The 22501-nt window shown below is 38.9% G+C and carries 25 protein-coding genes and 1 other RNA gene; 24 read left to right on the top strand and 2 right to left on the bottom strand.

The genetic code is table 11. From position 1 onward, the window contains the following. Positions 1–3: 3 nt before the first annotated feature. The 24 genes from CUS89_RS02855 to CUS89_RS02740 all read left to right on the top strand — a co-directional run bounded on the left by CUS89_RS02855 (position 4) and on the right by CUS89_RS02740 (position 20869). A complete protein-coding gene (locus tag CUS89_RS02855) occupies positions 4–543 on the top strand; it encodes a hypothetical protein (RefSeq protein WP_104870968.1) in 540 nt (179 codons plus the stop codon). Between the two features lie 59 nt (positions 544–602). Further along, a complete protein-coding gene (locus tag CUS89_RS02850) occupies positions 603–1262 on the top strand; it encodes a hypothetical protein (RefSeq protein ID WP_104870967.1) in 660 nt (219 codons plus the stop codon). Between the two features lie 21 nt (positions 1263–1283). Next, positions 1284–1661 (top strand): hypothetical protein, encoded by a 378-nt coding sequence (locus CUS89_RS02845; protein ID WP_104870966.1) that lies wholly within the window; start codon positions 1284–1286, stop codon positions 1659–1661. 164 nt (positions 1662–1825) lie between these two features. After that, entirely contained in the window at positions 1826–3589 is a 1764-nt protein-coding gene (locus CUS89_RS02840; protein ID WP_104870965.1) for a 1-deoxy-D-xylulose-5-phosphate synthase, read from the top strand. Between the two features lie 309 nt (positions 3590–3898). Beyond that, a complete protein-coding gene (locus tag CUS89_RS02835) occupies positions 3899–4681 on the top strand; it encodes an ABC transporter ATP-binding protein (protein WP_104870964.1) in 783 nt (260 codons plus the stop codon). Continuing rightward, a complete protein-coding gene (locus CUS89_RS02830; RefSeq protein WP_104870963.1) occupies positions 4678–6363 on the top strand; it encodes an ABC transporter permease subunit in 1686 nt (561 codons plus the stop codon). The genes CUS89_RS02835 and CUS89_RS02830 overlap by 4 nt, the downstream gene beginning before the upstream one ends. Further along, positions 6290–7288 (top strand): extracellular solute-binding protein, encoded by a 999-nt coding sequence (locus CUS89_RS02825; protein ID WP_104870962.1) that lies wholly within the window; start codon positions 6290–6292, stop codon positions 7286–7288. The genes CUS89_RS02830 and CUS89_RS02825 overlap by 74 nt, the downstream gene beginning before the upstream one ends. Positions 7289–7298: 10 nt before the next feature. Beyond that, positions 7299–8450, top strand: coding sequence for a 2-aminoethylphosphonate--pyruvate transaminase (gene phnW, locus CUS89_RS02820; protein WP_104870961.1), 1152 nt, complete (start codon positions 7299–7301; stop codon positions 8448–8450). Then, the gene (phnX, locus tag CUS89_RS02815; RefSeq protein WP_104870960.1) at positions 8443–9237 is read left to right on the top strand and encodes a phosphonoacetaldehyde hydrolase; all 795 of its coding nucleotides are present in this window, start codon (positions 8443–8445) and stop codon (positions 9235–9237) included. Before phnW ends, phnX begins: the two co-directional genes overlap by 8 nt. A gap of 246 nt (positions 9238–9483) precedes the next feature. Then, a complete protein-coding gene (locus CUS89_RS02810; protein ID WP_104870959.1) occupies positions 9484–10251 on the top strand; it encodes a DeoR/GlpR family DNA-binding transcription regulator in 768 nt (255 codons plus the stop codon). Further along, the gene (locus tag CUS89_RS02805; protein WP_104870958.1) at positions 10248–11645 is read left to right on the top strand and encodes a M24 family metallopeptidase; all 1398 of its coding nucleotides are present in this window, start codon (positions 10248–10250) and stop codon (positions 11643–11645) included. Before CUS89_RS02810 ends, CUS89_RS02805 begins: the two co-directional genes overlap by 4 nt. 130 nt (positions 11646–11775) lie before the next feature. Beyond that, positions 11776–12789: a family 20 glycosylhydrolase gene (locus CUS89_RS02800; protein WP_104870957.1), complete on the top strand. Its 1014-nt coding sequence runs from the start codon at positions 11776–11778 to the stop codon at positions 12787–12789. A gap of 270 nt (positions 12790–13059) precedes the next feature. After that, positions 13060–13209 (top strand): 50S ribosomal protein L33, encoded by a 150-nt coding sequence (gene rpmG / locus CUS89_RS02795; protein ID WP_071866836.1) that lies wholly within the window; start codon positions 13060–13062, stop codon positions 13207–13209. 34 nt (positions 13210–13243) lie between these two features. Then, positions 13244–13357 carry a putative metal homeostasis protein gene (locus CUS89_RS02790; protein ID WP_104870956.1) on the top strand — a complete coding sequence of 38 codons (114 nt, stop codon included), beginning with the start codon at positions 13244–13246 and terminating at the stop codon, positions 13355–13357. Positions 13358–13417: 60 nt separating this feature from the next. Continuing rightward, positions 13418–13969: a GNAT family N-acetyltransferase gene (locus tag CUS89_RS02785; RefSeq protein WP_104870955.1), complete on the top strand. Its 552-nt coding sequence runs from the start codon at positions 13418–13420 to the stop codon at positions 13967–13969. Between the two features lie 264 nt (positions 13970–14233). After that, positions 14234–15895, top strand: coding sequence for an acetolactate synthase AlsS (alsS, locus tag CUS89_RS02780; RefSeq protein WP_104870971.1), 1662 nt, complete (start codon positions 14234–14236; stop codon positions 15893–15895). Between the two features lie 12 nt (positions 15896–15907). Further along, on the top strand, positions 15908–16615 hold the full coding sequence (gene budA / locus CUS89_RS02775) for an acetolactate decarboxylase (RefSeq protein ID WP_104870954.1): 708 nt from the start codon (positions 15908–15910) through the stop codon (positions 16613–16615). Positions 16616–16699: 84 nt separating this feature from the next. After that, entirely contained in the window at positions 16700–17188 is a 489-nt protein-coding gene (locus tag CUS89_RS02770; protein ID WP_104870953.1) for a GAF domain-containing protein, read from the top strand. 141 nt (positions 17189–17329) lie between these two features. After that, complete coding sequence (locus CUS89_RS02765) at positions 17330–17593, top strand: hypothetical protein (RefSeq protein WP_065095990.1); 264 nt, start codon at positions 17330–17332, stop codon at positions 17591–17593. A gap of 286 nt (positions 17594–17879) precedes the next feature. Then, positions 17880–18284 carry a MarR family winged helix-turn-helix transcriptional regulator gene (locus tag CUS89_RS02760; protein WP_104870952.1) on the top strand — a complete coding sequence of 135 codons (405 nt, stop codon included), beginning with the start codon at positions 17880–17882 and terminating at the stop codon, positions 18282–18284. 31 nt (positions 18285–18315) lie between these two features. Further along, entirely contained in the window at positions 18316–18954 is a 639-nt protein-coding gene (locus tag CUS89_RS02755) for a nitroreductase family protein (protein WP_104870951.1), read from the top strand. A 21-nt stretch (positions 18955–18975) separates the two neighbouring features. Further along, positions 18976–19263 (top strand): putative quinol monooxygenase, encoded by a 288-nt coding sequence (locus tag CUS89_RS02750; protein ID WP_104870950.1) that lies wholly within the window; start codon positions 18976–18978, stop codon positions 19261–19263. 225 nt (positions 19264–19488) lie between these two features. Beyond that, positions 19489–19856, top strand: a transfer-messenger RNA (tmRNA) gene (gene ssrA / locus CUS89_RS02745). 284 nt (positions 19857–20140) lie between these two features. Further along, entirely contained in the window at positions 20141–20869 is a 729-nt protein-coding gene (locus CUS89_RS02740; RefSeq protein ID WP_104870949.1) for a response regulator transcription factor, read from the top strand. Here CUS89_RS02740 and citG read toward each other — a convergent pair. Then, positions 20824–21720, bottom strand: coding sequence for a triphosphoribosyl-dephospho-CoA synthase CitG (gene citG, locus CUS89_RS02735; RefSeq protein ID WP_104870948.1), 897 nt, complete (start codon positions 21718–21720; stop codon positions 20824–20826). The two genes, CUS89_RS02740 and citG, sit on opposite strands and share 46 nt — an antisense overlap. Further along, complete coding sequence (locus CUS89_RS02730; protein WP_019724391.1) at positions 21713–22408, bottom strand: GntR family transcriptional regulator; 696 nt, start codon at positions 22406–22408, stop codon at positions 21713–21715. Before CUS89_RS02730 ends, citG begins: the two co-directional genes overlap by 8 nt. Positions 22409–22501: the final 93 nt, after the last annotated feature.

Here is a 22501-nt window from a genome sequence, read left to right as displayed (position 1 = left end):
AACATGATCACACAGGAAACACAAGTAGTAACTGAAAAGAAGGAACAACAAAAGAAAAAAAGATTATTGGCGCTTCTTTTATTATTTCTTGCGTTAGTTGCGATTGGTTGGTATTGGTATGCCAATAACCAACCAACGCAGATTTTGTCCGATGATTTTCCGGAGATCAAACATGCGGAAAAAATGACAGGCGACCAATTGAAAAAATATGCCAATCAAGCGGTAGACGATAGTAATGTAACCATTAATGTCTATCCGGAAGTTAGTGTCAATGCGGATGGGAAAACGGGCAATATCTGGATCCAAAACTTGCCGACCAATCGTTATGGGCAACAGGCGATATTGTCTATGAAGGATTCTAAAGAAACACTATATGAAACAGGTTTATTGGAGCCTGGATATGAAGTAACTGAATTGATCTTGGCGAAAGAGTTGACGACAGGCACGCATCCAGGAGTGGTGGAATTAGAGTTTTATGATTTAGAAAATAAAAAGCTTATGGGTAAAACGACGGTTGACGTGACCATCAATGTCAATCAATAAAGATGGAATAAAGCAATCATGCTTTAGGATATAAAGACATAAATAAAGGAGAAAACAAAATGAAAGCAAAAAATATTCTAGCAACAGGTTTGATGTTCGGCACGATTTTAGCAGCAGGGGCAAGTGTTCAAGCTGATATTGTCATCAACGGAGATGATCAAACGATCGATAATTCATTAGGTGGATCGATCGATAAGACTGCAGATGTGGCGATCGATGGAACTTTAGGTTTTGATAACACAGATCCGGAAGCACCAGAACCAGGAAATCCCGATAAATGGTTGAATGTGACGTTACCTTTAAAAGCGGTCTTCTACACTGAACCAGAAGACTATCAGACGATCTTAGGTGGAGAGCATACGATCACCAATCATTCAGGTCGTCCAGTAAAAATTAGTGTAGGAAGTTACAAAGTTTCTTCTGGCGATATCTCAGCGATCGATCGATTAACATTGGTTGATAGTTTAGGAACTACGAATCTTTTGATCGAAAACGGGGCGGAAAATTCAAACTTATCAGGCGATTTGATGATGACCTTAGCTTCACCGAATGCACGTCCTGGTGATTTAACAGGAGCAAGCACAGCGACGTTTACTTTTGAAGGAGATGTTGATACTGATGTTCTTGATTTTCCAACGGATAAAGGATCAATCTCAATTGCAAGTAAGTTGACATTGAATATTGAAGCGCTAGATGAAGCTGGAGATCCTTATCCATAGTTCGAATCGTGAGGTGATTGGATGAAACAAAAAAAACAAACAATTCTTTGTTTGTTCATGGTTTTAGGTCTATTGATCGTTGGATTGCCACAAAGGTACATAGAAGCTAGTTCTAATACCATTGAAGTCACTGGAGAAATAGAATTTGACTCAAACGCTACAAAAGAAACTAGCCCCAAAAAGCCGAATACCGGTGATCCGAAAGAATCAGTGACACCAAGCGCACCGCCTAAAAAGAACGTTTTACCACCATTGGGAGAACAAATACAAGTATTGTACGTTTTGACAGGCGTGATTTTGATTTTGATCGTTCTTGTTAGTTATCAAATTATTCGTGACAAGCGACGAAATCCAAAAAAAATGAGTAAAATCATTGTGAACTATTCATCGAAGAAATAAATAAAAACCGTAGATTGAAGGATCTACGGTTTTTTTTATAAAAAAATAGCTTTAAAACAGTATGGTCAATATTTTCGCAAATTAGAATTATTTGTTAAAAAAATCACTTGACTTAGAGTTCAGTTCAAGGTGTATGATTAAGCAGAAATAAAGGAGGGAAATTCATGTTATTAAAACAAATAAAAGGTCCTCAAGATCTAAAGCAATTGAAGCGAGAAGAGCTTCAACAAGTGGTAGAGGAAGCACGTGCCGCGTTATTGCAAAAAATCAGCCAATATGGTGGACATAATGGCCCCAATTTAGGAGTCGTTGAAATGACGGTAGCGCTACATTATGTGTTCGATTCACCAAAAGATCAATTTGTTTTTGATGTCTCACACCAAACCTATGTGCATAAAATGTTGACAGGAAGAGCGCAAGCTTTTTTGGACCAAGCGCATTATCAGGAAGTCTCAGGTTACACGAACCCATTAGAGAGTGAACATGATCTCTTTACAATTGGGCATACATCGACTTCATTGTCTTTAGCAAATGGTCTAGCTAAGGCAAGAGATTTGAAAAATGAAACAACAAATGTCGTTGCAGTGATTGGTGATGGGTCTTTGTCGGGAGGTTTAGCCTATGAAGGTTTGAATAATATTTCTGAACTAGGCACCAATACGATCATTATCGTCAATGATAATGACCAGTCGATCGCAGAAAATCATGGAGGACTTTACAAAAATCTCAAAGAGCTAAGGGAAACGAATGGTCAGGCAGCGAACAATTTCTTTAAAGCACTAGGACTTGATTATCGTTATCTTGACGCAGGCAATGATTTAGCTGCTTTGATCGCATTATTCGAAGAAGTAAAAGATCAACAAGCGCCGGTTGTCCTGCATATCCATACCATCAAAGGAAAAGGGTTCTCCTTTGCAGAAGAAAATCGCGAAAAGTTCCATGCGGGTGGACCGTTTAGTCTCGAAACAGGTGAGTATCTGCGAGCAAAAGGGACAGAAACCTACAGCAGCATAACAACAGACTTCTTATTGGGTAAAATGCAGGAAGATCCGACGGTCGTGGCAGTAAATGCAGGCACACCGATGATTCTATTTTCACCAGAGCAACGCCAACAAGTCGGCGCACAATTTGTTGATGTAGGAATTGCCGAAGAACATGCGGCGACGATGACTGCTGGTTTAGCCAAAGGCGGGGTGAAACCTGTATGGGCAGTCCATTCACCATTTTTACAAAGAAGTTACGATCAAATCTCCCATGACTTAGCGTTGAATCGTTTGTCAGGTACGATTCTCGTGACGCTTGCTTCTGTAAACGGAATGAATGATGAAAGTCATTTAGGGATCTTTGATATTCCATTTTTGAGTCATATCCCCAATTTAGTTTACTTAGCCCCAACTACGAAAGAAGAATACTTAGCGATGCTTGAATGGTCGATCGATCAAACGGATCAATTAGTAGCGATCCGCGTACCAGTCGGCCCGGTCACTTCTTCTGGTGAAGTAGATCGAACGGATTACAGTCAGTTATATAAGAACAAAGTGATCCAAAAAGGCGAAAAAGTAGCAATCATGGGTGTAGGTAATTTTTACGGTTTGGCAGAAGAAGTGGCGGTTGAATTAAAGAAACAGCTCGAACTAACTGCGACGGTGATCAATCCAGCTTACATTTCAGGTTTAGATACCGAATTACTTGATGAACTCAAAGAAACGCACGATATAGTTGTCACACTTGAAGATGGTATCTTGGAAGGCGGGTACGGTCAGATGGTCGCTGGCTATTTAGGGGATGCAGCGATCCGTGTACAAACTTACGGTTTAGATAAAGCCTTTCATGATCGCTATGAAACAGCGGAACTGTTAGCAGAAAATGGTTTGACAGTAGAGAATATCGTGAAAAATATTGAAGAAACACTCGCTGATCAACGATAGTTGAATCGAAGAAATGTCTCATTCCAGTGAGAGTTGAAGAGACATGTACGTATGTGTGAACCAAATTTACATCAAATAGATAAATAAAATGATCTAATAAGTAATCACTGAAACAGTGGCCTGCTTTCAATGCTGAGGATATCACATTGAAGCAAGCCACTGTTTTTTTTATAGAAATACTTATCTGAAAATCATTAGAAAATTTACACAAAAAATATATATTCCTACAAATAATTTACTTAAAGTTAATCAGAAGTAAAAAGTGATTTTCTACAATTAGCAGTATAGAAAGAACAAAGGAGTGAAAGCATGTTAAAACTAGATGGTATTAGTAAGACTTTTAATCATCATGAAGTTTTAAAAGAAATCAATGTATCGATCGCTAAAGGTGAGATCGTTTCAATACTTGGTGCTTCAGGTTCAGGAAAAACGACGTTACTGAACATCATCTTAGGATTGGAGCAACCGACAAACGGCCAACTACTTTATGATGGCGAAGATATCACAAAACAGGTCATGGAAAAACGTCCATTTAATATTGTCTTTCAAGACTATGCTTTGTTCCCTAACTTAAGTGCCTATGAGAACTTGGTCTATGGGTTGCGAAAACAAAAAAATATCACTTCTAAAGAAGAATTACAAGAATTGATCGATTTATTAGATTTGAACGATCATCTAGATAAACGCATCCACCAACTATCTGGCGGACAAAAACAACGAGTGGCATTAGGTCGAACCCTAGTGATGAAACCACAAGTATTATTACTTGATGAGCCATTAAGTGCATTGGACGGTGTCATCAAAGAATCGATCAAAGAACGCATTCAATTGATTGCCAAAAAACTAAACTTAACAACGATCATCGTCACACATGATCCAGAAGAAGCATTGACCCTTTCTGATAAAATCATGGTTTTGAAAGATGGTCGGATCGCACAATACAGTACACCGAAAGAAATCGTGACGAATACGGTTGAACCCTTTGTACAGACATTTATCGTCGATCAGCTAAAAATCAAACGACGTAATATTGAACGAATCTTTACTCAAGCAACCGGCGTAGTTCATGAAAAAGTGGTTCGCTTCTCATGAGAAAGATGAAAATAGAAGCGCTATTACCAGCCATCATCTTATTTGGTTTTGTCCTCGTATTGTTTTATCCATTAGCGAATGTTCTGAAAGAAGCGTTGACTGTTGAAGGCGGGTTTTCTTTTGAGCTGTTCCGAGAACTGGCAAAGGACTTCGATTGGCTGAATGCTTTAAGTAACAGTTTGATCGTTGCTGGGATCACGGCACTTTTTGCCACCTTTCTTGGTTTTTGGTTTGCTTACGGGATGCACTTTACGAATCTACCTAAGGGGTTCAAGTGGATCGTTGAGAAATGCTTCATATTGCCAATGTTATTACCGACGATCACCTACGGCTTTGTGTTGATCTATTCTTTTGGCCGTCAAGGATTGTGGACACGTCTAGTCGGTCATGAGTTGTTTTCGATCTATGGAAAATCAGGTGTGATCTTGGGGTTACTGATCTATACGATCCCAGTGACTTTCTTATTGATGAATGACGCCATGAATTATTTGGATAAACGCTATTTGACGGTATCGCGATTGATGGGAGACGGATGTTTTAGAGGGTTGAAAATCACGATCCTGCAACCTTTGGGCAAAACATTTGGTGTTGCTTTCGTCCAAGCCTTTTTCATGAGTTTTACGGATTTTGGTATACCTGTAGCGGTGGGTGGCCGAGAACCGTTTATCACGACTTTATTGTATGAGTACTTTATGGGTTCGATCCCAGATTTTAATCGAGGAGCCGTCATTGCACTGATCATGTTAGTTCCTTCGATCATTAGCATTCTGTTTTTGCGTAAGATCCAAAAAAATGATCATGCAACCCCAGGGACAAATACGTTAGTAAAAAGCAACCCTGTCAGAGATTTTTTCTTTGGCTTAGGCCTGACGGTTGGCAGCCTGTTTATTGTAGGAGTCTTCCTCGTGATGTTTCTTCTTCCTTTTGTAGAAGGATGGCCTTTTGATATGACTTTTACCACACGCCATATCGAAGCGTTCCTACAAACGTCTGATTTAAGAAGAACGTTGAATACAGGGATATTCGTTGCACTATGGACAGCGTTGTTTGGAACAGTTATTGCTTATTTAGCAGCAATTTTTACCGCTAGATCCGCAAAACAAAACGTGATCCTGAAAATGATCGACAGTCTTGCTTCTGTCACGAATTCGATTCCAGGAATGGTTTTAGGGATTGCCTATTTGCTAGTGTTTAGCGGAACAACTCTTCAAAGTACGATCAGTATTTTGGTGATTGCCAACATGGTGCATTATTTTGCAACCCCTTATCAGTTAGCGAAAAGTGCCTTATTAAAAATGAATCCCAACTGGGAAAATACAGCGAAGATGATGGGGGATAGCTGGCTTGATACAGTGGTTCGAATCATTCTTCCAAATTCAAAGCGGACGATCGTTGAAATGGCTTGTTACTATTTTACAAATTCGATGGTCACGATCAGTGCAGTGGTGTTTTTGACAAGTGCCCGAACGATGGTGATCACGACCAAAATCAAAGAATTACAACATTTCGGCAGATTCACTGAGATCTTTATCCTATCCATCTTATTATTGTTGATCAATTTAACCGCAAGAATACTTGCGCAATCTATCATGAGGAGATTTGAAGCAAATGAAAAAATTAGTCAAAAAAGGGTTCATTTATCTGTCATTCGTCAGCGCTTTAGGAATTTTAGGGGCGTGTAGTACGTCAAACGCAAGTGAGAATGCCAACGGTAACGAAGAGAAAGTCATCATCTACACGAATGCAGATGAAGAGCCGGTTCAAATCATCAAAGATGTTCTTGATTCGAATGGATTTGAAAACCAATACTTGCTACAATCCTTCGGTACTTCGGAATTGAGCGGTAAACTTTGGGCAGAAGGCACAGATATTGAAGCGGATCTAGTGACAATGAGTACGTTCTATTTGGATGGTGTCCAAGAAAATGAACAGGTATTCAAAGAATTGGCATTAGAAGTCCAACCAATTGATGATCTGCCAAATTACCAAGCACCGATGACGACACAAGAAGGAGTCATTTTCTACAATACTCAAGCAATGGAAGAAGCAGACTTGCCTGTACCGACAAGTTTAGCTGATCTAGCTGATCCAATCTATGAAGGGCAACTAGCGATTTCTGATATCAACCATTCCTCAACAGCTTGGTTGTTGTTCCAAGGATTGATTGATCAATATGGGGAGACGGAAGCGCAAACGATTTTAGCCGATATTTATGACAATGTAGGCGACCATATTGAAGCGTCTGGTTCGGGTCCGTTGAAAAAAGTCCGCGTCGGTGAAGTGGCATTAGGTTTTGGGTTACGTCATCAAGCAATCAAAGATAAAAAAGAAGGATTACCGATCGATTTTGTGGAACCAAGTGAAGGAACATATGCCTTGACCGAGTCACTAGCAGTTATCGATAAAGGAGATGATACCAATCCTTTAGCTGAAAAAATGTTGAATGTGATCATCAAAGAAGGTCGTGCAGATCTACTGCAATTCTACCCAAGTAAACTTTATGAAACAGATGATCTAGCGGGGGTTGAAACTGCCAAAAATCAAAAAGTCTTCCCGGAAACATTAACCCCAGATCTGTTAAAAAAACATGCCAGTCTAGTTGAATAGGAGAAAGAAAATGAGTGGAAAAACAAAGGTAATCGAACACTATAAAAAAGAAATCAATCACAGTAAAATCAATTACAAATTACTGACACCAGGACCTTTGACAACGAGTCGTACAGTGAAAGAAGCGATGCTTGTCGATCATTGTACATGGGATGATGATTTTAAAGTCATCACTCAAGCCATTCGTCAGCGATTGCTTGATCTTGCTGGTGTCTCCAATGAGGCTTATACAGCTGTTTTGATGCAAGGAAGTGGCAGCTTTGCGGTTGAATCTGTGTTAAGTTCAGTTGTTGGTTCAACAGACCGCTTACTGATCTGTACAAATGGTGCCTATGGTCAACGGATGGTACAAATGGCTGAATATCATGGCATTGATCATGTCGTTTATCAAGTGGCTGAAAATGAAACACCACAAGCTGAAAAAATCGAGGAATTATTGGCGTTACATCCTGATATTACTACACTTGCAATGATCCACAGTGAAACGACTTCTGGTATTTTGAATCCTTTAGAAGAGATCTCAGCAGTGGCAAAGAACCACGAGTTGTGTTTTATCGTTGATGCAATGTCAAGCTTTGGTGGCATTCCGATCCCTGTTGGCGAGTTAGGAATCGATTTTCTTGTTTCGAGTGCAAATAAATGTATCCAAGGAGTACCTGGATTTGGCTTTGTGATTTGTCAAAAAGAGCTACTAAAAAAAAGTGCCGGACAAGCACGCACGTTGAGTATGGATCTTTATGATCAATTTCGTGTGATGGACATTGATGGGAAATGGCGTTTCACTTCGCCAACACATACTGTATTAGCGTTTTGGCAAGCGCTAGAAGAGTTGGCGGAAGAAGGTGGTATCGATGCTCGCTATGACAGATATCAGATGAACAATGAGCGTTTGCGTGAACGAATGGCGGAAATTGGGTTTGAAGCCTATGTTAGTGAGAATCAAGGGCCTTTCATCACGTCATTCAAATATCCTGAGAACACCCAATTCGAATTCCAAGCATTTTATGACTATTTAAAATCACATGGCTACGCAATCTATCCTGGAAAAATCAGTGATACTGATTGCTTCCGGATTGGGAATATTGGTGAGATCTATCTGGAAGATATTGAAAAAGTAGCTGGGTTGATCCAGCAATATATGGAGGAACAAAAGAATGATTAATGTTGTCATCTTAGATTGGGCAGGAACAGCAGTCGATTTTGGTTGTATGGCACCGGTGGCTGCTTTTAGAGAAGCCTTTGAACGTCAAGGAATCACTGTGACTGAACGAGAAATCAGAGAGCCGATGGGAATGAAAAAAATCGAGCATATCCAAATGATGCTAGAAATGCCTCGAATTGCTGAAAGTTGGTTAGAAACTCACGGGCGTCAGCCTGAAAGTGGTGATATCGAGGCAATCTATGAAACGTTTGAAGAAGTATTATTCCAACAATTGGCAAATCATGCAGAAGTGAAACCGGGCGTGCTTGAGACTGTCGCGACTTTACGTAAGCGTGGAATCAAAATCGGTAGTACGACAGGTTATACGAGTGAAATGATGGCGATCGTTGTTGCGAAGGCGAAAGAACAAGGGTATCAACCAGATCACATCGTCACGCCAGATGAAGTAGACGGAAAAGGGCGTCCCTCTCCAGAAATGCTATTAACAAACTTGAACTATTTTAAACAGGAAAATAGACAAGAAGTGTTAAAACTAGGAGATACGATCTCCGATATTTTGGAAGGGAAAAATGCTGGAGTCCTTTCTGTGGGCGTGATTGAAGGAAGTTCACAAGCTGGCTATTCCTTTGATGCGTATCAGCAGTTGTCGTCTACTGAAAAAGAAAAACTTTTTGAGCGGGTGCGGCAAGAATTTTTAGAAGCTGGCGCAGATCATGTGATCGATCGTTTTTCCGATTTGCCAGGACTCTTAGAAACGATTGAAGAAAAGCAAGCTGTTGCGAATTGAATCGATCAACCATTAAGAGGTCGGTACCGAAATGTTTAGCCTCGAAAAATAAGGCGCCAGCCACGAAAATTGTTCTTCCAATTTTTGTGGCTGGCGCCTTATTTTTCGAAGAGGTTACTTCTGTTCCTTCCGTTTATTCGGTTTTAGATGGTAGAGAATTAGTGGCCCACTTATTTTACGAATAAAACAGCAGAATATTGCAAAATAATGCAAAATAGCGTATCTTAGATGAAAGGAGTGAGCGTCATGTTGAAGGAAGAACGCATACAGCGTATTAAAACACTGATTGATCAAGAAAAAAGTGCTTCAATCGAAGATTTAGCAGATCGCTTAGATGTGTCTAAAGATACGATTCGTCGGGACTTGATCCAGTTAGAAAAACAGCGCCAAATCAAACGGACCCATGGCGGTGCTTTAGCGATTCAAAAAGAAGCAACGATCTTTGATTATGAGCAACGATCAACGATCCTAAATGATGTGAAAAAACAAATGGCTGAGCAGGCGCTTGAAATAATGGCAGATCCTTCCTCGATCATCTTTGATTCTTCGACTACAGTGGAAGCAGTGATCAGAGAACTACCGGACAAAAGAATCCATGCGGTCACCAATTCTTTATCTCACGCTTTATTATTAGCTAAATATCCGAAAACCGCTATTTCATTATTGCCCGGTAGATTACACAAAGAACAGTTGTTTTTATTTGGAACGGAAACAGTGGAACAGTTGAAAAATTATCAAGCAGACTACACGCTACTTGGCGTTTTTGCGTTGTCAAACGAGGGTCTGTTCATCCATACGGAGGAAGAAGGCTTAGTGAAACGCCAGATGATCCAACAAGGACGTAGGGTGATCGCACTAGCGGATCATACCAAACTAGATAAAACTGGTTTTTATAAAGTGTGCGACTTATCAGCGATTGACTATTTGATCACGGATCAAAAGCCTCCCAAAGCATTAGCAAAAGCACTGGCCGAAAATCATGTAGAACTCATAGAAGCGAGGAAGAATGAATGAAAAAAGAAAACATCCAGTTAACAACAATACCAAAACCAGCGATTTTTCCAGATGTTTCCCCGGTCTTTTTAACAGAGGAAACGATCACTGAACGAATCAACAAAACGATCGAACGTATGAAACTTGAAGCAATTGATCTGTTGGTGATTTACGCAGATAAAGAGCATGGTGGCAATTTTGAATATTTTACAGGCTTTATCCCGCGGTTTGAAGAAGGGTTGTTAGTGTTGGATCAAACAGGGAAATTCACGATGATCCTTGGGAATGAGAATCTAAAAATGAATGCACATGCGCGGATCACTGCGGATTTAATCCATTATCCAGCGTTTTCGTTGCCGAATCAACCAATGGACCATGAACAAAATTTGACAGCTATTTTTGCTTCATTGAAAGTGGCAGAGAAAAAGAAAATCGGCTTAGTCGGTTGGAAGTTGTTTACCTCTATGACACAAGATAATAGCCAATTGTTTGATGTGCCATTTTTTATCGTAGATGCGCTAAAACAAGCAGTCACCGCGGAAACTGCTATCGTCAATGGCACTCATCTATTGATCGGTGAGAAAGGGGCACGTGTCACGAACAATGCAAATGAAATCGCACACTACGAATACGGTGCAAATCTTGCTTCTTCTTGCATGTTACGTGCATTGGATGCCATTGAACCTGGTGTGAAAGAATCCGAGATCGGAGAGTTGTTGCAGGGACAAGGACAAGCAAATACAGTGATCACGATTGCTGCAACTGGACGCCGTTTTGAATTTGCGAATCTTTATCCGACAGCAAAAACGATCCAATTAGGTGATCCGCTGTCATTAACGACAGGCTTCAAAGGTGGCTTATCCAGTCGTACAGGATTTGTGATCGAAGAAGAAGCTCAACTGCCAGTAGAACAAGCCGATTATCTGGATCGCGTAGCAAAACCTTATTACGCAGCTATCATCAGTTGGTTAGAAGCTATCCATATCGGAATAAAGGGGGCTGATCTTTATCAGTTGATTGAAACAGTCTTGCCACAAGCGACCTATCACTGGCATTTAAATCCAGGACACCTGACGGCGGATGAAGAATGGTTAGCCTCACCCATTTATTCTGGTTCGCAAGCAATCATCAAGAGTGGTATGATCTTCCAGTTAGATATTATTCCTTCTGTATCAGGATATACTGGAGTAAGTGCAGAAGAATGTGTGGCACTTGCAGATGAAGGATTGAGAAATAAACTGAAGGAGCAATATCCAGATATGTGGGAGCGGATTGTTAGACGTAAGCAATATTTAGTAGATGTCTTGAATATTCGTTTAAGTGAAGAACTACTGCCTTTATCGAATACTGTCGGTTATCTCCGTCCGTTCTTTTTAGCCAAAGAAAAGGCATTCTGTGTAGATTCAGTTGAATAAGCAACCTCCCTTCTTAACGATCGAGTAATCTGGTTGGGAGGGGTATTTTTTATTTAAGTGCAAAAGAGTATTTTCGTTGTGGCTACTTTATTGTATAATGTGTAAACGATTTCTTTTTGTGGAGGTAAAGATGAAAAAGGTTTTATTGATTGATAATGGACGTAAATATTTTTCGAAAGAACAATTGATCCAGATCATAAAAAAAGCAAGTCAATGTCGATACACGGCGATTTCTTTTGTACTGGGAAATAACGGATTACGCTTTTTACTGGATGACATGACGCTGACTGTCAAAGGAAAAACTTATTCCAGTCAATCAGTCAAAGAAGCATTGGTTGCAGGAACAAAACAGTATTATGATGATCCTAATGGTACTTATTTGACTGAAACAGAAATGGCAGAGTTAGTTAGTGTGACTAAGGCAGAAAACATGGAAGTGATCCCGCTTATCAATACCCCTGGACATATGGACGCGATTCTAACAGGAATGCAACAATTAGGCATCGAACACCCTTGTTATCAAACGTCGATTCGAACACTTGACTTGGATAATCAAGAAGCGGTCGCTTTCACGAAAGTACTACTTGAAAAATATCTGAGCTACTTCTCAACGATAACTAGTTACTTCAATATAGGTTGTGATGAATTTGCCAATGATTTAACTGATGGCGGGTGGCGAGGACTCCAGCAGTCTGGGAAGTATCGCGATTTTGTCACCTATACCAACCAATTGGCACAACTGGTCAAAACCTATGGAATGATTCCGATCGTGTTTAATGACGGCATCTACTACGAGGAAAAAGAACAATTTGGTCGATTCGATCAAGACTTAGTGATTGCCTACTGGACAGCAGGGTGGAACAACTATCACGTCAGTTCTGCTGAATTTTTACTTGATCAAGGGCATCAATTATTGAATACAAACGATCACTGGTATTGGGTCATTGGTCGAAAAACAAGTGAACAAGGACACTACTCCTTTGATACAGCAAAAAACGCACTAGCGACAATTTTGACATCCACTGTAATTAGCGGTACTGAATTACCGGTGATGGGTAGTATGGTCGGTATTTGGGCAGATGACCCACAAGCAGAGTTGGTACTGGCTGATCTATTTGAACTACTAGAAACAAGCACTAATTAATAGTAAAGACAAAAAAACGGTTGGTCAATGGAGTATGCAGTAGCTTCATTGATCAACCGTTTTTTTGTTATTTTTTCACTGTATAAAATGAGTGCATATTCATTTGAGTGGATTTTCATTTGTTTTTTTTATTGACACAAGTTAAGGAGTAGCGTATATTATTTTTCATAAATCGTAATCATTACTATTTGTAACGAGTAGAAGATTTGAGTAAAGGCCGAAATAAGTCCACGATTGAATCACAAAAAATAAGTGAAAGAAGGAAAAAAGATGCGACAAAATATTACATTAGAATGCAAAGAAACCGGTGAACGAATCTATTTGACGAGTAAAAACAAAAGAAATACCCCTGAACGATTAGCGCTGAAAAAATATTCACCAAAGTTAAGAAAGAAAATGCTATTTACAGAAGTGAAATAGGATGGAATGAACATTCGAGAAAAGGTGGGATAAAATGGAGAAGCAAGATCTTTCAAGTGCATATAGACGTTTGAAAAGTCCGAATATCAAAACACGAAAACGTGCGCTCAAAATCATCCAACAATCAAAAAGGATGAAAAACAAATAACTAATAGAATAAAAGTGCAATTATTTTCTTTAGAAATCCCCCTTTTTTTGCTGTATAACGATGATAAAAAACGTGTTATACTATTCAAAAATAAAGGGGGCGAAACCAATCGATATCCAGTACACTTATGCAACGATCGAGGATCTGCCGCGCATTGTTGACATTTATAATCAGTCCATCGCATCGAAGCAATCAACGGCGGACTTAGAACCGATAACGGTTGACTCAAGGATCGCCTGGTTTGAAGCGCATCATCCTGACACCAGACCGCTTTGGGTGATGTATCACGACGATCATATCGTTGGGTGGATCAGTCTTAGTGATTTTTATGGTCGACCTGCGTATCAACATACAGCTGAAATCAGTATTTATTTAGATCCAGTGACACGTGGCCACCATTTAGGCAAAGCCGCACTTGCCTTTGTGGAGACTCAATTGGAACGCCTTGAGATCCATAAAGTAGTAGCATTTGTTTTTGACGTGAATCAGGCAAGTAAAAAACTGTTCCTCAAAAATGGTTATGATATTTGGGGTCACTTGCCGCAAATTGCCGACATGGGGAATCAAGAAATCGACTTGATCATTTTAGGGAAAAACTATCAAGTTCAATAAAAAAGCATACATTTTGTCCATGTGACAAAATTGTATGTTTTTTTTTTGCTTCTTACTACACAAATGACTCATTAAGTGCTAGACTAATAAATGTAACAGGTATGAATATCTGTATTAATATTATCTCTATTTATTATGTAATGACCATGTAAATAGCTTTGAAAAGGAAGATGTCTCATGTTGGTTAAGGAAAAACAAGGTATAGAAACTGTATCAGAAGAAGTGATTAAAGAAAAACAAGGTGAAGAAACTGTATCAAAAGAAATGTTTAAAGAAAAACAAGGTTCAACAACTGTAGTAGAAAGTTTGATCAATCATCAAGTCGATTATGTATTCGGTATTCCAGGAGCGAAAATCGATGGGGTCTTCAATGAATTAGAAGATCATGGTCCGGAGTTGATCGTGACGCGTCATGAGCAAAATGCCGCATTTATGGCACAAGCAATCGGTCGTATTACTGGAGAACCAGGAGTGGTGATTGCGACAAGTGGACCAGGTGCGAGTAATCTAGCAACAGGATTAGTCACAGCGACAGCAGAAGGTGATCCTGTGTTAGCAATCGCGGGACAAGTAAAACGAAGTGATTTATTAAAATTAACACATCAAAGCATGAACAATGCCGCGTTGTTTGAACCGATCACAAAATACAGTGCAGAAATCCAAGACCCAGAAACAATTTCAGAGATCATTGCTAATGCTTACCGATTAGCAAAGAGTTCGAAAAAAGGCGCTAGTTTTATCAGTATTCCTCAAGACGTCGTGGATGCACCAGTCAAAAGTGATGTCATCAAACCATTACAAGATCCTAAATTAGGCTCAGCTTCTTCAGGAGATATCGACTATCTGGTTGAACGTATTCGTGAAGCAAAGTTACCGGTACTGTTAGTGGGGATGCGTGGATCAAGTAAAGATGAAACAGCAGCGATTCGCCAACTTGTTGAAAAAACAGGATTACCTGTGGTAGAAACTTTCCAAGCTGCCGGAGTGATTTCTCGTCAATTAGAAGACCACTTTTTTGGTAGAGTTGGTTTATTCCGCAATCAACCAGGAGATATGCTGTTAAAACGGAGTGATTTAGTAATTGCGATTGGCTATGATCCAATCGAATATGAAGCGAGAAATTGGAATGCAGAAAAAGATGCTAGAATCATCGTCATTGATGAAACACCAGCTGAAATCGACAGTTACATGCAACCAGAACGTGAACTGATCGGGGATATTTCTGCCACACTAGATTTATTGACAGATTCATTAGAAGAAGCACAAGTTTCAGCAGATGCCCAAGAATATTTGAATACGTTGCAAGAAAAATTGAAAGCACGAGATATTTGTGAAACCAGTAGTGAAGACGGGATCTTACATCCATTAGAAGTAATCAATACGCTCCAATCAAAAGTAACGGACGACATGACTGTTACCGTTGATGTAGGTAGTCATTATATTTGGATGGCCCGCCACTTCAGAAGTTATGAAGCTCGTCACCTACTATTCAGCAATGGCATGCAAACGTTAGGCGTCGCACTTCCTTGGGCGATCTCTGCTGCACTAGTTCGTCCAAATACACAAGTGATCTCTGTTTCAGGAGACGGTGGCTTCTTATTTTCTGCCCAAGATTTAGAAACAGCTGTGCGTAAAAAATTGAATATCATTCATTTGATTTGGAATGATGGTCGTTATAATATGGTCGAGTTTCAAGAAATCATGAAATATGATCGATCATCAGGGGTTGATTTTGGTCCAGTTGATTTTGTTCAATATGCCCAAGCTTTTGGGGCTAAAGGTCTGCGAGTAAGCAATGCAGGAGAATTGGCATCTGCTTTAGAAGAAGGATTTGCGACAGAAGGACCAGTCATCATCGATATCCCGATCGACTATCGAGATAATGAAAAATTAGGTGAAACGATCTTACCAGACCAATTTTACTAAGGGGATGTTCAGATGACAGAGAAAGTATTATATCAACATGGGACATTAGGTGCGCTGATGGCGGGTCTGATGGACGGAACTGCTTCAATCGCTGAGATCTTGAAATACGGGTCGTTGGGTCTCGGAACGTTAAATGGGTTAGACGGCGAAGTAATATTTTTAGACGGTAAAGCTTATCAAGGTAGATCTGATGGCGCGTTGATCCATTTGACAGGAGAAGAGTCTACTCCTTATGCTGCAATCACCGCATTTTCAGCGGATCGTTCATTTGCAGTCGATCATCTGTCTAGCCAAGCATTAAAAGAACAGATCCTGAAAGACGAAGCAGGGAAAAATCTCTTTTTAGCAGTCAAGATCAGCGGTTTATTTAAAGATATGCACATCCGGATCATGCCAAAACAAGAAAAACCATATCGTCGCTTAGCGAAGATCTCAGAATCTCAGCCAGAGTTCCACCGAGCAGATGTTCGAGGGACGATTGTTGGTTTTTATACACCCGAACTATTTCAAGGGGTGGCTGCAGCAGGCTTCCATCTGCATTTTATTGACGATGAAAAAACATTTGGGGGACATATCCTCGATTTTGATGTGTCGCAGGGAACAGTAGAAATCAGTCGAATGGATTCTTTGATGCAACATTTTCCAACGAATGATCCGACTTTTATCCAAAATGAAATCGACTATGCAGACCTAGCCGCTGAAATCGAGCAAGCAGAATAAGCTAGTCACTTGGAATGAAAAACAAATCATGGCATTGCTCCTTGAATTAGGCTATAATTTTGGGCATAGAAGGAGTGAGTTTGGATGTTATGGACAGAAAAAGAAAAACGAGATGCTTATGAAATTTTGCTACTTCAACAAAAAGGACTTTTAGAAGCAGAAGACAACTGGTTAGCCAATTTAGCTAATTCCTCTGCGCTATTGAATGAAACATTACCTCAAACAGTCTTTGCCGGCTATTATTTATATGATGGAGAAGAATTGATTTTAGGTCCCTTCCAAGGTAAAGTCTCTTGTACTCGTATCAAAATGGGAAAAGGCGTTTGTGGCGAAGCAGCAGAAAAACAAAAGACATTGATCGTTGCGAATGTGAAAACCCACGAAAATTATATTTCATGCGATTCAGCCGCACAATCAGAAATCGTCGTGCCGATGATCAAAGAAGGGCAATTGATTGGAGTACTGGATATTGATTGTGGTGTGATCGAAGGTTATGATGCTTTAGATCAAGAATTTTTAGAACAATATGTTGAGTTATTGTTAGGTGATTTTCCTGTAAATGTTATGAAATAAAGCGAAAAAAAGTTGAAAAAAGGTGTTTTATCAATTTTTTTCGACTTTTTTTTATTTTATTGAATATTTTTGTTTTCATAATCTAATTTTAATGTTATTATCATTTTATAAAATATTAAAAAAACAAGAGGAGAATGAGACATGACAAGTGAAACAATCGTTTTAGGACAAAAATATGTATGCCATCCAATTGGTATCAAAAATAAAGTAGTAGGGGAAGTTGTTGGAAAATTAGAAAACTGTGTGATTATGAGTGTAGAGGAATATGATCGTACGGATCACTTAGATATTCTAGAGAAATGTGGAAAAGTTGTCGCAAAATATACAGATATTTTTGAGTTGAGTACAGTTGAACAAGTTTTTCAGTCCCCAACGAAGCTTTACACACAAGCAATGGTATCTTAATGGTATGAATATGCCTACCGACTATCAGGAAGTCTGATTAGAATAAATAATTGTTGATTATCAGACTTCCACTAATTTGCATACATATATAGAAGCAGTTGATCATCCATACATAATCGTTAAGAAATAGAATACTTGAATACAGACAGTTGAAGAATGGGCAAGTTAAAAGGGGAAAGAACTTTTAACTTGCTTCTTTTTCTTTTTACTTTACAAAAGAAAGTAAATGATTTATATTATTGACAAGTCAATAATTGATTAGTCAATGATAGTGGGAGGCAACAATATGGAGCTGAGAAAGTTAAGTCAATTACTTTATCAGATAAAAATCATCAGTCAAGAAGGAACAGCTTTATTTGAAAAGGAAACCGGATTTAGTCTAACGAGGTACGAGATCTTGATGTTCTTACAAGAAAACGGGGAATGTTTGCAAAATAAGTTACAGAGCGATTTAAAAATCGATTTGGCGGCTATTTCACGTCATCTAAAGATATTAGAACAAAAAGGATATGTGATCAGAAAAAGAAATGAGAACAACAATCGTGAAGTATTCGTTTCTTTGTCCGATAAAGCAGTGAATGAATTGACTGAGTGTGAAAGAAATCATCAAGAATCAGATGACTCCCTGTGTGTTTCGCTATCAGATGAAGAAATCGATCAACTGACTAAATTACTGGATAAATTATACTAAAAATCAAAATGAAGAAAGAAGCGGTTAAGTAATGAATAAAACTCTAGCAAACAATGATTTTTCTGATATCGTCTTTGGCAGAAAATCAATCCGTGTGTACGACGAAAATGTGAAGATCCCTCACGAAGAAATGTTGGAAATGATCCAAGAAGCAACAACAGCTCCATCTTCTGTGAATCTACAACCTTGGCGCTTTGTAGTAGTAGAAAGCGAAGAAGCAAAAGCAAAATTGAAACCATTGATCCGTTTCAACACAAAACAAAATGACACGTCATCTGCCATGGTTTTGATCTTTGGTGATATGAATTGCTACGAATACGGAGAAGAAATTTACGATCAAGCGGTAGAAGAAGGCAAAATGCCAGCAGAAGTTCGTGACGAACAACTAGCAGCCATCATTCCTCACTACAAAAATTTCACACGTGAACAAATGAATGACGTAGTGAAAATCGATTCAAGCTTAGCAGCTATGCAATTTATGTTAACTGCACGTAGCCATGGATATGATACAAATCCAATCGGCGGATTCGAAGCAGATCAATTAGCAGAAGCTTTCGATTTAGACAAAGAACGTTATGTTCCTGTAATGATCTTGTCAGTCGGTAAAGCGGTCGATCAAGGCTACGAATCTGTTCGTTTAGCTTCAGAAAAAATCACTTCTTTCAAATAGAAAGAAAAAGGAGACGGACGAATGATCATCATCAATGCAAAATTTACCATCAAAGAAGCAAAACGCGCTGAATTTTTAGAAGAAGTCGCACAATTGATCGAAGCCACTAGAAAAGAAGACGGCTGCTTGAGTTATCAATTGTATGAGTCAACGGAACAAGTAAATGTCTTTGTGATGGTTGAAAACTGGCGTGACGAACAAGCAATCGAAGGACATAACCAAAGTCCATTGTTGCAACAATTGTTCAAGAACATGCCTGAATATGCAGAAAAAGAAACAGAATTGAATGTCGCAAAAACACTTGCTTAAACAATATTCTGAAACGTTCTGTTGCAATCAAAACAGCTAAAGTAGAGAGAACGTTCACTTTAAGAGGGAGCAAGAAAATCGAATGTCTATTCATCACTTAGACTTTTCTTGTTTCTCTATATAAGTGAAGCAGCTACTTGAAAAGCAATCAATCATATTGAAAAAGAACTACATATGTGGTATATTATGTAAGTATCTTGAAAATACCGTAACCCATTTTATTAAGGGGACGTTACGGATTCGACAGGCACAGTTCGAGCTTGAATTGCGTTTCGTAGGTTACGTCTACGCTAAAACGTTACAGTTAAATATAACTGCTAAAAACGAAAACAACTCTTACGCTTTAGCTGCCTAAAAACAGTTAACGTAGATCCTCTCGGCATCGCCCATGTGCTCGAGTAAGGGTCCTAACTTTAGTGGGATACGTTTCAACTTTCCGTCTGTAAGTTGAAAAAGAGAACATCAGACTAGCGATACAGAATGCCTGTCACTCGGCAAGCTGTAAAGCGAACCTCTAAATGAGTTGACTATGAACGTAGATTTTTAAGTGGCGATGTGTTTGGACGCGGGTTCGACTCCCGCCGTCTCCATTCGGAGAAATCACACGATTTAGCTGAACGCTAGAATCCTTTTTATGAAGGATTTTAGCGTTTTTAGTTTTCGGTTGATTTCGCTTTTTGAAACTTTATCTAGGTCAAAATCTAGGTCAAAAATGTTTTTTTATTGTATTTTCTTTTTTTTGAGACAAGAAATCTTCGTTTCTGTGCGTATAATAGAGCTGAAGGATAAATTGTGATGTTATGATCAATTGCTTTTTTTAATTGAATAAGTAAATTACAGTTTTAACCTATGGATGTTCTGGGCAGGAGGAAAGAAAATGAGAAGTGAAAAGATATTGGCGATTGATGAAGATCTAACATTTAGAAGAATGATTTGGAAGGCATTACAGCCAACTGGCGTTTTGATTTATCAAAGTGATTCCGTCGAAAAAACACTGGATATCATGTCTAGAGTGACTTTTGATCTATATCTCTTAGATATTCGTTTGGCTCATCAAACAGATGGCTACCATATTGTGCAACTGATTCGAGAGCAAGACAATCTTTCACCCATCGTTTTTTTTACTGAGCAACAAAATGAAATTGAAATTATCACAGGATTGGAGATGGGAGCAGATTATTATATAACTAAACCATTCAATCCAACTTTACTAAAGGCGCAAGTCATCGCTATTTTGGATAGACACAAGGTACTTAAAGAACAAACCACCAACTGTAAAGAAAATAAAATCATCATAGGTGATTTTTGCTTTGACAAAGCGCTCTATCGTTTATACAAAAAAGGCAGATCCATTGAGTTGTCTTCAAAAAAAATCAAGCTGATGCAATTCTTCATAGAAAATCCCGAACAGGTTTTTTCAAAGGAACAAATTTATCAAAGTGTTTGGAATGACAGTGAGTTGGATGCCAATACTATCATGGTTTTTATCAATCACTTGCGAAACAAAATCGAAGATGATCCAAAAAATGTCCAGTACCTCAGAACGGTTAGAGGACTCGGTTATATTTTCTTACCCACTGGTAAAGAAAGTAATCCTTCTAATTGAGCAAAAAATATACCTAATGAAAGTAAATCAGCTGCACCGCCAGGACTTAGATTGCGGTTGGTCAATCGTTGATCATAGATTGTCAATTCATCAAGTAGATGTTTCACAGAAAGATTTGCTTGATGGATTTTTTTTGTTTCTTGTTTTACTTTTTGCCACTCCTGAATACCACCACGGTGAAGTAGATTCCCGTCTTCGATTTCACTCATCAACAAAACCAAGGCACGGAGAAATACTTCATCGGGCGCATGATAGTTTGCTGAACGTAAGTAAGGAAGAAGAATAGAAGTAAGGCTGGGATAACACTGAGCAGCCTCGCCACGAATACCTGAAATACCATGCGTCAAAAAAAGCTCTTCCCCATGTGTACGCTGTGTTTTCCGCGCTAAATCGTGAAAATCCTCTTTGATCAAATCATGTGTCAGTTCTCCTGTAAAATCTAGTATTTGCTCCGTCTGTTTAGCGTTTAATGGAAGTCTTTGGATAAAACGTTGTTGCATGTGCCAACCGATAGCACCTAAGATGACTGCAAACGAAAAATTCGCTCCTTTATGTGTATTGATATCATTCGTTGCGACAAGCATTGCTTGTTCTGCTTGATACCCTAGGTTTCTTAGTTTTTCAAATAATGATTTCGTGTTCCCTTTATGAGTAAAACCTGCTTCGATATATTTTTGGAAAAAAGGTGTTAACGTTTCGATACTTATTTGAAAGGTTTGAAAATCCATATCATTATGCGCGCCATTTGAAATAGGATCGACTAGTCCTGGTTTTGGACTCAAGGCTACTTCATAAAGCAAAGCGTACGTTGCAGTTTCTGCGATCGTACCTATCAGTGTATGATCAGTCAATTTTTCTACGCTCCATTTCAGCTAAAATAAATTGTAATGAACGATCTAAATGCTCGTGGGTGATCAAGGTGATTTGTTCTGCGTTTTTTGTTTGCATTCCGCGATAGATCAGCCAATGTTCTTCAAGGGCTTTATCTCTCCGTCTGGATGAACGAATGGCGATATCGCGAAAATAAACGAGGTAAGCTTGTAACTCTAAGACAATAGATTTTAAACGGAGCATTTGGCTTTTCTCGTAAATAAACGTATTGAAGTCTGAAAAATTTTGCAAGACTTTTTCTGTTTGATCTGCTTGATTATAACTTTCACCGCGTAACAACAGTTCTTTTAGTTCAATGAAGTCTTCTTTTGTCATCTGATTCATTGCCTTGATCGTGGCAAGGGTATCTAAAGATTTACGGATATCATAGATTTCGTAAGCATCTTTTATACGAATACCTTTGACGACGATGCCGATCTTAGGCACGTGTTCAACTAATTTTTCATTGACTAATTGCTTCATTGCTAAGCGAATGGGTGTGCGACTGATATTCAATTCTTCCGCTAAGACTTTTTCATTGATTCGTGTATTTGCAGGAATATCACCAAGAATGATCGTTTTACGAAACGCTTCATAAATAAGTGCATTCAATGTTTTATTTTGAGTTAGATCCAAGTTTTTTCGTAATGCTTCAACCACTTGCTTCATTTTTTTCTCCCCATTTCTACTTAGACATTCAGTTTCTGTTCTAAGTTTATCATGCTTTCCACCTCTCAAGAGAACGAACCCAAAAATATATCA

Source organism: Enterococcus mundtii (assembly GCF_002947535.1).
Taxonomy (GTDB): Bacteria; Bacillota; Bacilli; order Lactobacillales; family Enterococcaceae; genus Enterococcus_B; species Enterococcus_B mundtii_B.
Note: the sequence above shows the minus strand (reverse complement) of the source record. Positions and strands in the feature narration are given on the sequence as shown.

What these genes read in the sequence shown, in the direction of transcription:
- CUS89_RS02740 (WP_104870949.1), top strand. Translation starts at nt 20,141, where the DNA reads ATGAGAAGTGAAAAGATATTGGCGATTGATGAAGATCTAACATTTAGA.
- CUS89_RS02785 (WP_104870955.1), top strand. Translation starts at nt 13,418, where the DNA reads ATGATAAAAAACGTGTTATACTATTCAAAAATAAAGGGGGCGAAACCA.
- CUS89_RS02835 (WP_104870964.1), top strand. Translation starts at nt 3,899, where the DNA reads ATGTTAAAACTAGATGGTATTAGTAAGACTTTTAATCATCATGAAGTT.
- CUS89_RS02730 (WP_019724391.1), bottom strand. Translation starts at nt 22,408, where the DNA reads ATGAAGCAAGTGGTTGAAGCATTACGAAAAAACTTGGATCTAACTCAA.
- CUS89_RS02810 (WP_104870959.1), top strand. Translation starts at nt 9,484, where the DNA reads ATGTTGAAGGAAGAACGCATACAGCGTATTAAAACACTGATTGATCAA.
- CUS89_RS02845 (WP_104870966.1), top strand. Translation starts at nt 1,284, where the DNA reads ATGAAACAAAAAAAACAAACAATTCTTTGTTTGTTCATGGTTTTAGGT.
- phnW (WP_104870961.1), top strand. Translation starts at nt 7,299, where the DNA reads ATGAGTGGAAAAACAAAGGTAATCGAACACTATAAAAAAGAAATCAAT.
- CUS89_RS02765 (WP_065095990.1), top strand. Translation starts at nt 17,330, where the DNA reads ATGACAAGTGAAACAATCGTTTTAGGACAAAAATATGTATGCCATCCA.
- CUS89_RS02825 (WP_104870962.1), top strand. Translation starts at nt 6,290, where the DNA reads ATGAAAAAATTAGTCAAAAAAGGGTTCATTTATCTGTCATTCGTCAGC.
- CUS89_RS02760 (WP_104870952.1), top strand. Translation starts at nt 17,880, where the DNA reads ATGGAGCTGAGAAAGTTAAGTCAATTACTTTATCAGATAAAAATCATC.
- CUS89_RS02770 (WP_104870953.1), top strand. Translation starts at nt 16,700, where the DNA reads ATGTTATGGACAGAAAAAGAAAAACGAGATGCTTATGAAATTTTGCTA.
- CUS89_RS02830 (WP_104870963.1), top strand. Translation starts at nt 4,678, where the DNA reads ATGAGAAAGATGAAAATAGAAGCGCTATTACCAGCCATCATCTTATTT.
- CUS89_RS02750 (WP_104870950.1), top strand. Translation starts at nt 18,976, where the DNA reads ATGATCATCATCAATGCAAAATTTACCATCAAAGAAGCAAAACGCGCT.
- phnX (WP_104870960.1), top strand. Translation starts at nt 8,443, where the DNA reads ATGATTAATGTTGTCATCTTAGATTGGGCAGGAACAGCAGTCGATTTT.
- CUS89_RS02790 (WP_104870956.1), top strand. Translation starts at nt 13,244, where the DNA reads ATGGAGAAGCAAGATCTTTCAAGTGCATATAGACGTTTGAAAAGTCCG.
- alsS (WP_104870971.1), top strand. Translation starts at nt 14,234, where the DNA reads ATGTTTAAAGAAAAACAAGGTTCAACAACTGTAGTAGAAAGTTTGATC.
- CUS89_RS02840 (WP_104870965.1), top strand. Translation starts at nt 1,826, where the DNA reads ATGTTATTAAAACAAATAAAAGGTCCTCAAGATCTAAAGCAATTGAAG.
- rpmG (WP_071866836.1), top strand. Translation starts at nt 13,060, where the DNA reads ATGCGACAAAATATTACATTAGAATGCAAAGAAACCGGTGAACGAATC.
- CUS89_RS02805 (WP_104870958.1), top strand. Translation starts at nt 10,248, where the DNA reads ATGAAAAAAGAAAACATCCAGTTAACAACAATACCAAAACCAGCGATT.
- CUS89_RS02755 (WP_104870951.1), top strand. Translation starts at nt 18,316, where the DNA reads ATGAATAAAACTCTAGCAAACAATGATTTTTCTGATATCGTCTTTGGC.
- budA (WP_104870954.1), top strand. Translation starts at nt 15,908, where the DNA reads ATGACAGAGAAAGTATTATATCAACATGGGACATTAGGTGCGCTGATG.
- CUS89_RS02850 (WP_104870967.1), top strand. Translation starts at nt 603, where the DNA reads ATGAAAGCAAAAAATATTCTAGCAACAGGTTTGATGTTCGGCACGATT.
- CUS89_RS02855 (WP_104870968.1), top strand. Translation starts at nt 4, where the DNA reads ATGATCACACAGGAAACACAAGTAGTAACTGAAAAGAAGGAACAACAA.
- CUS89_RS02800 (WP_104870957.1), top strand. Translation starts at nt 11,776, where the DNA reads ATGAAAAAGGTTTTATTGATTGATAATGGACGTAAATATTTTTCGAAA.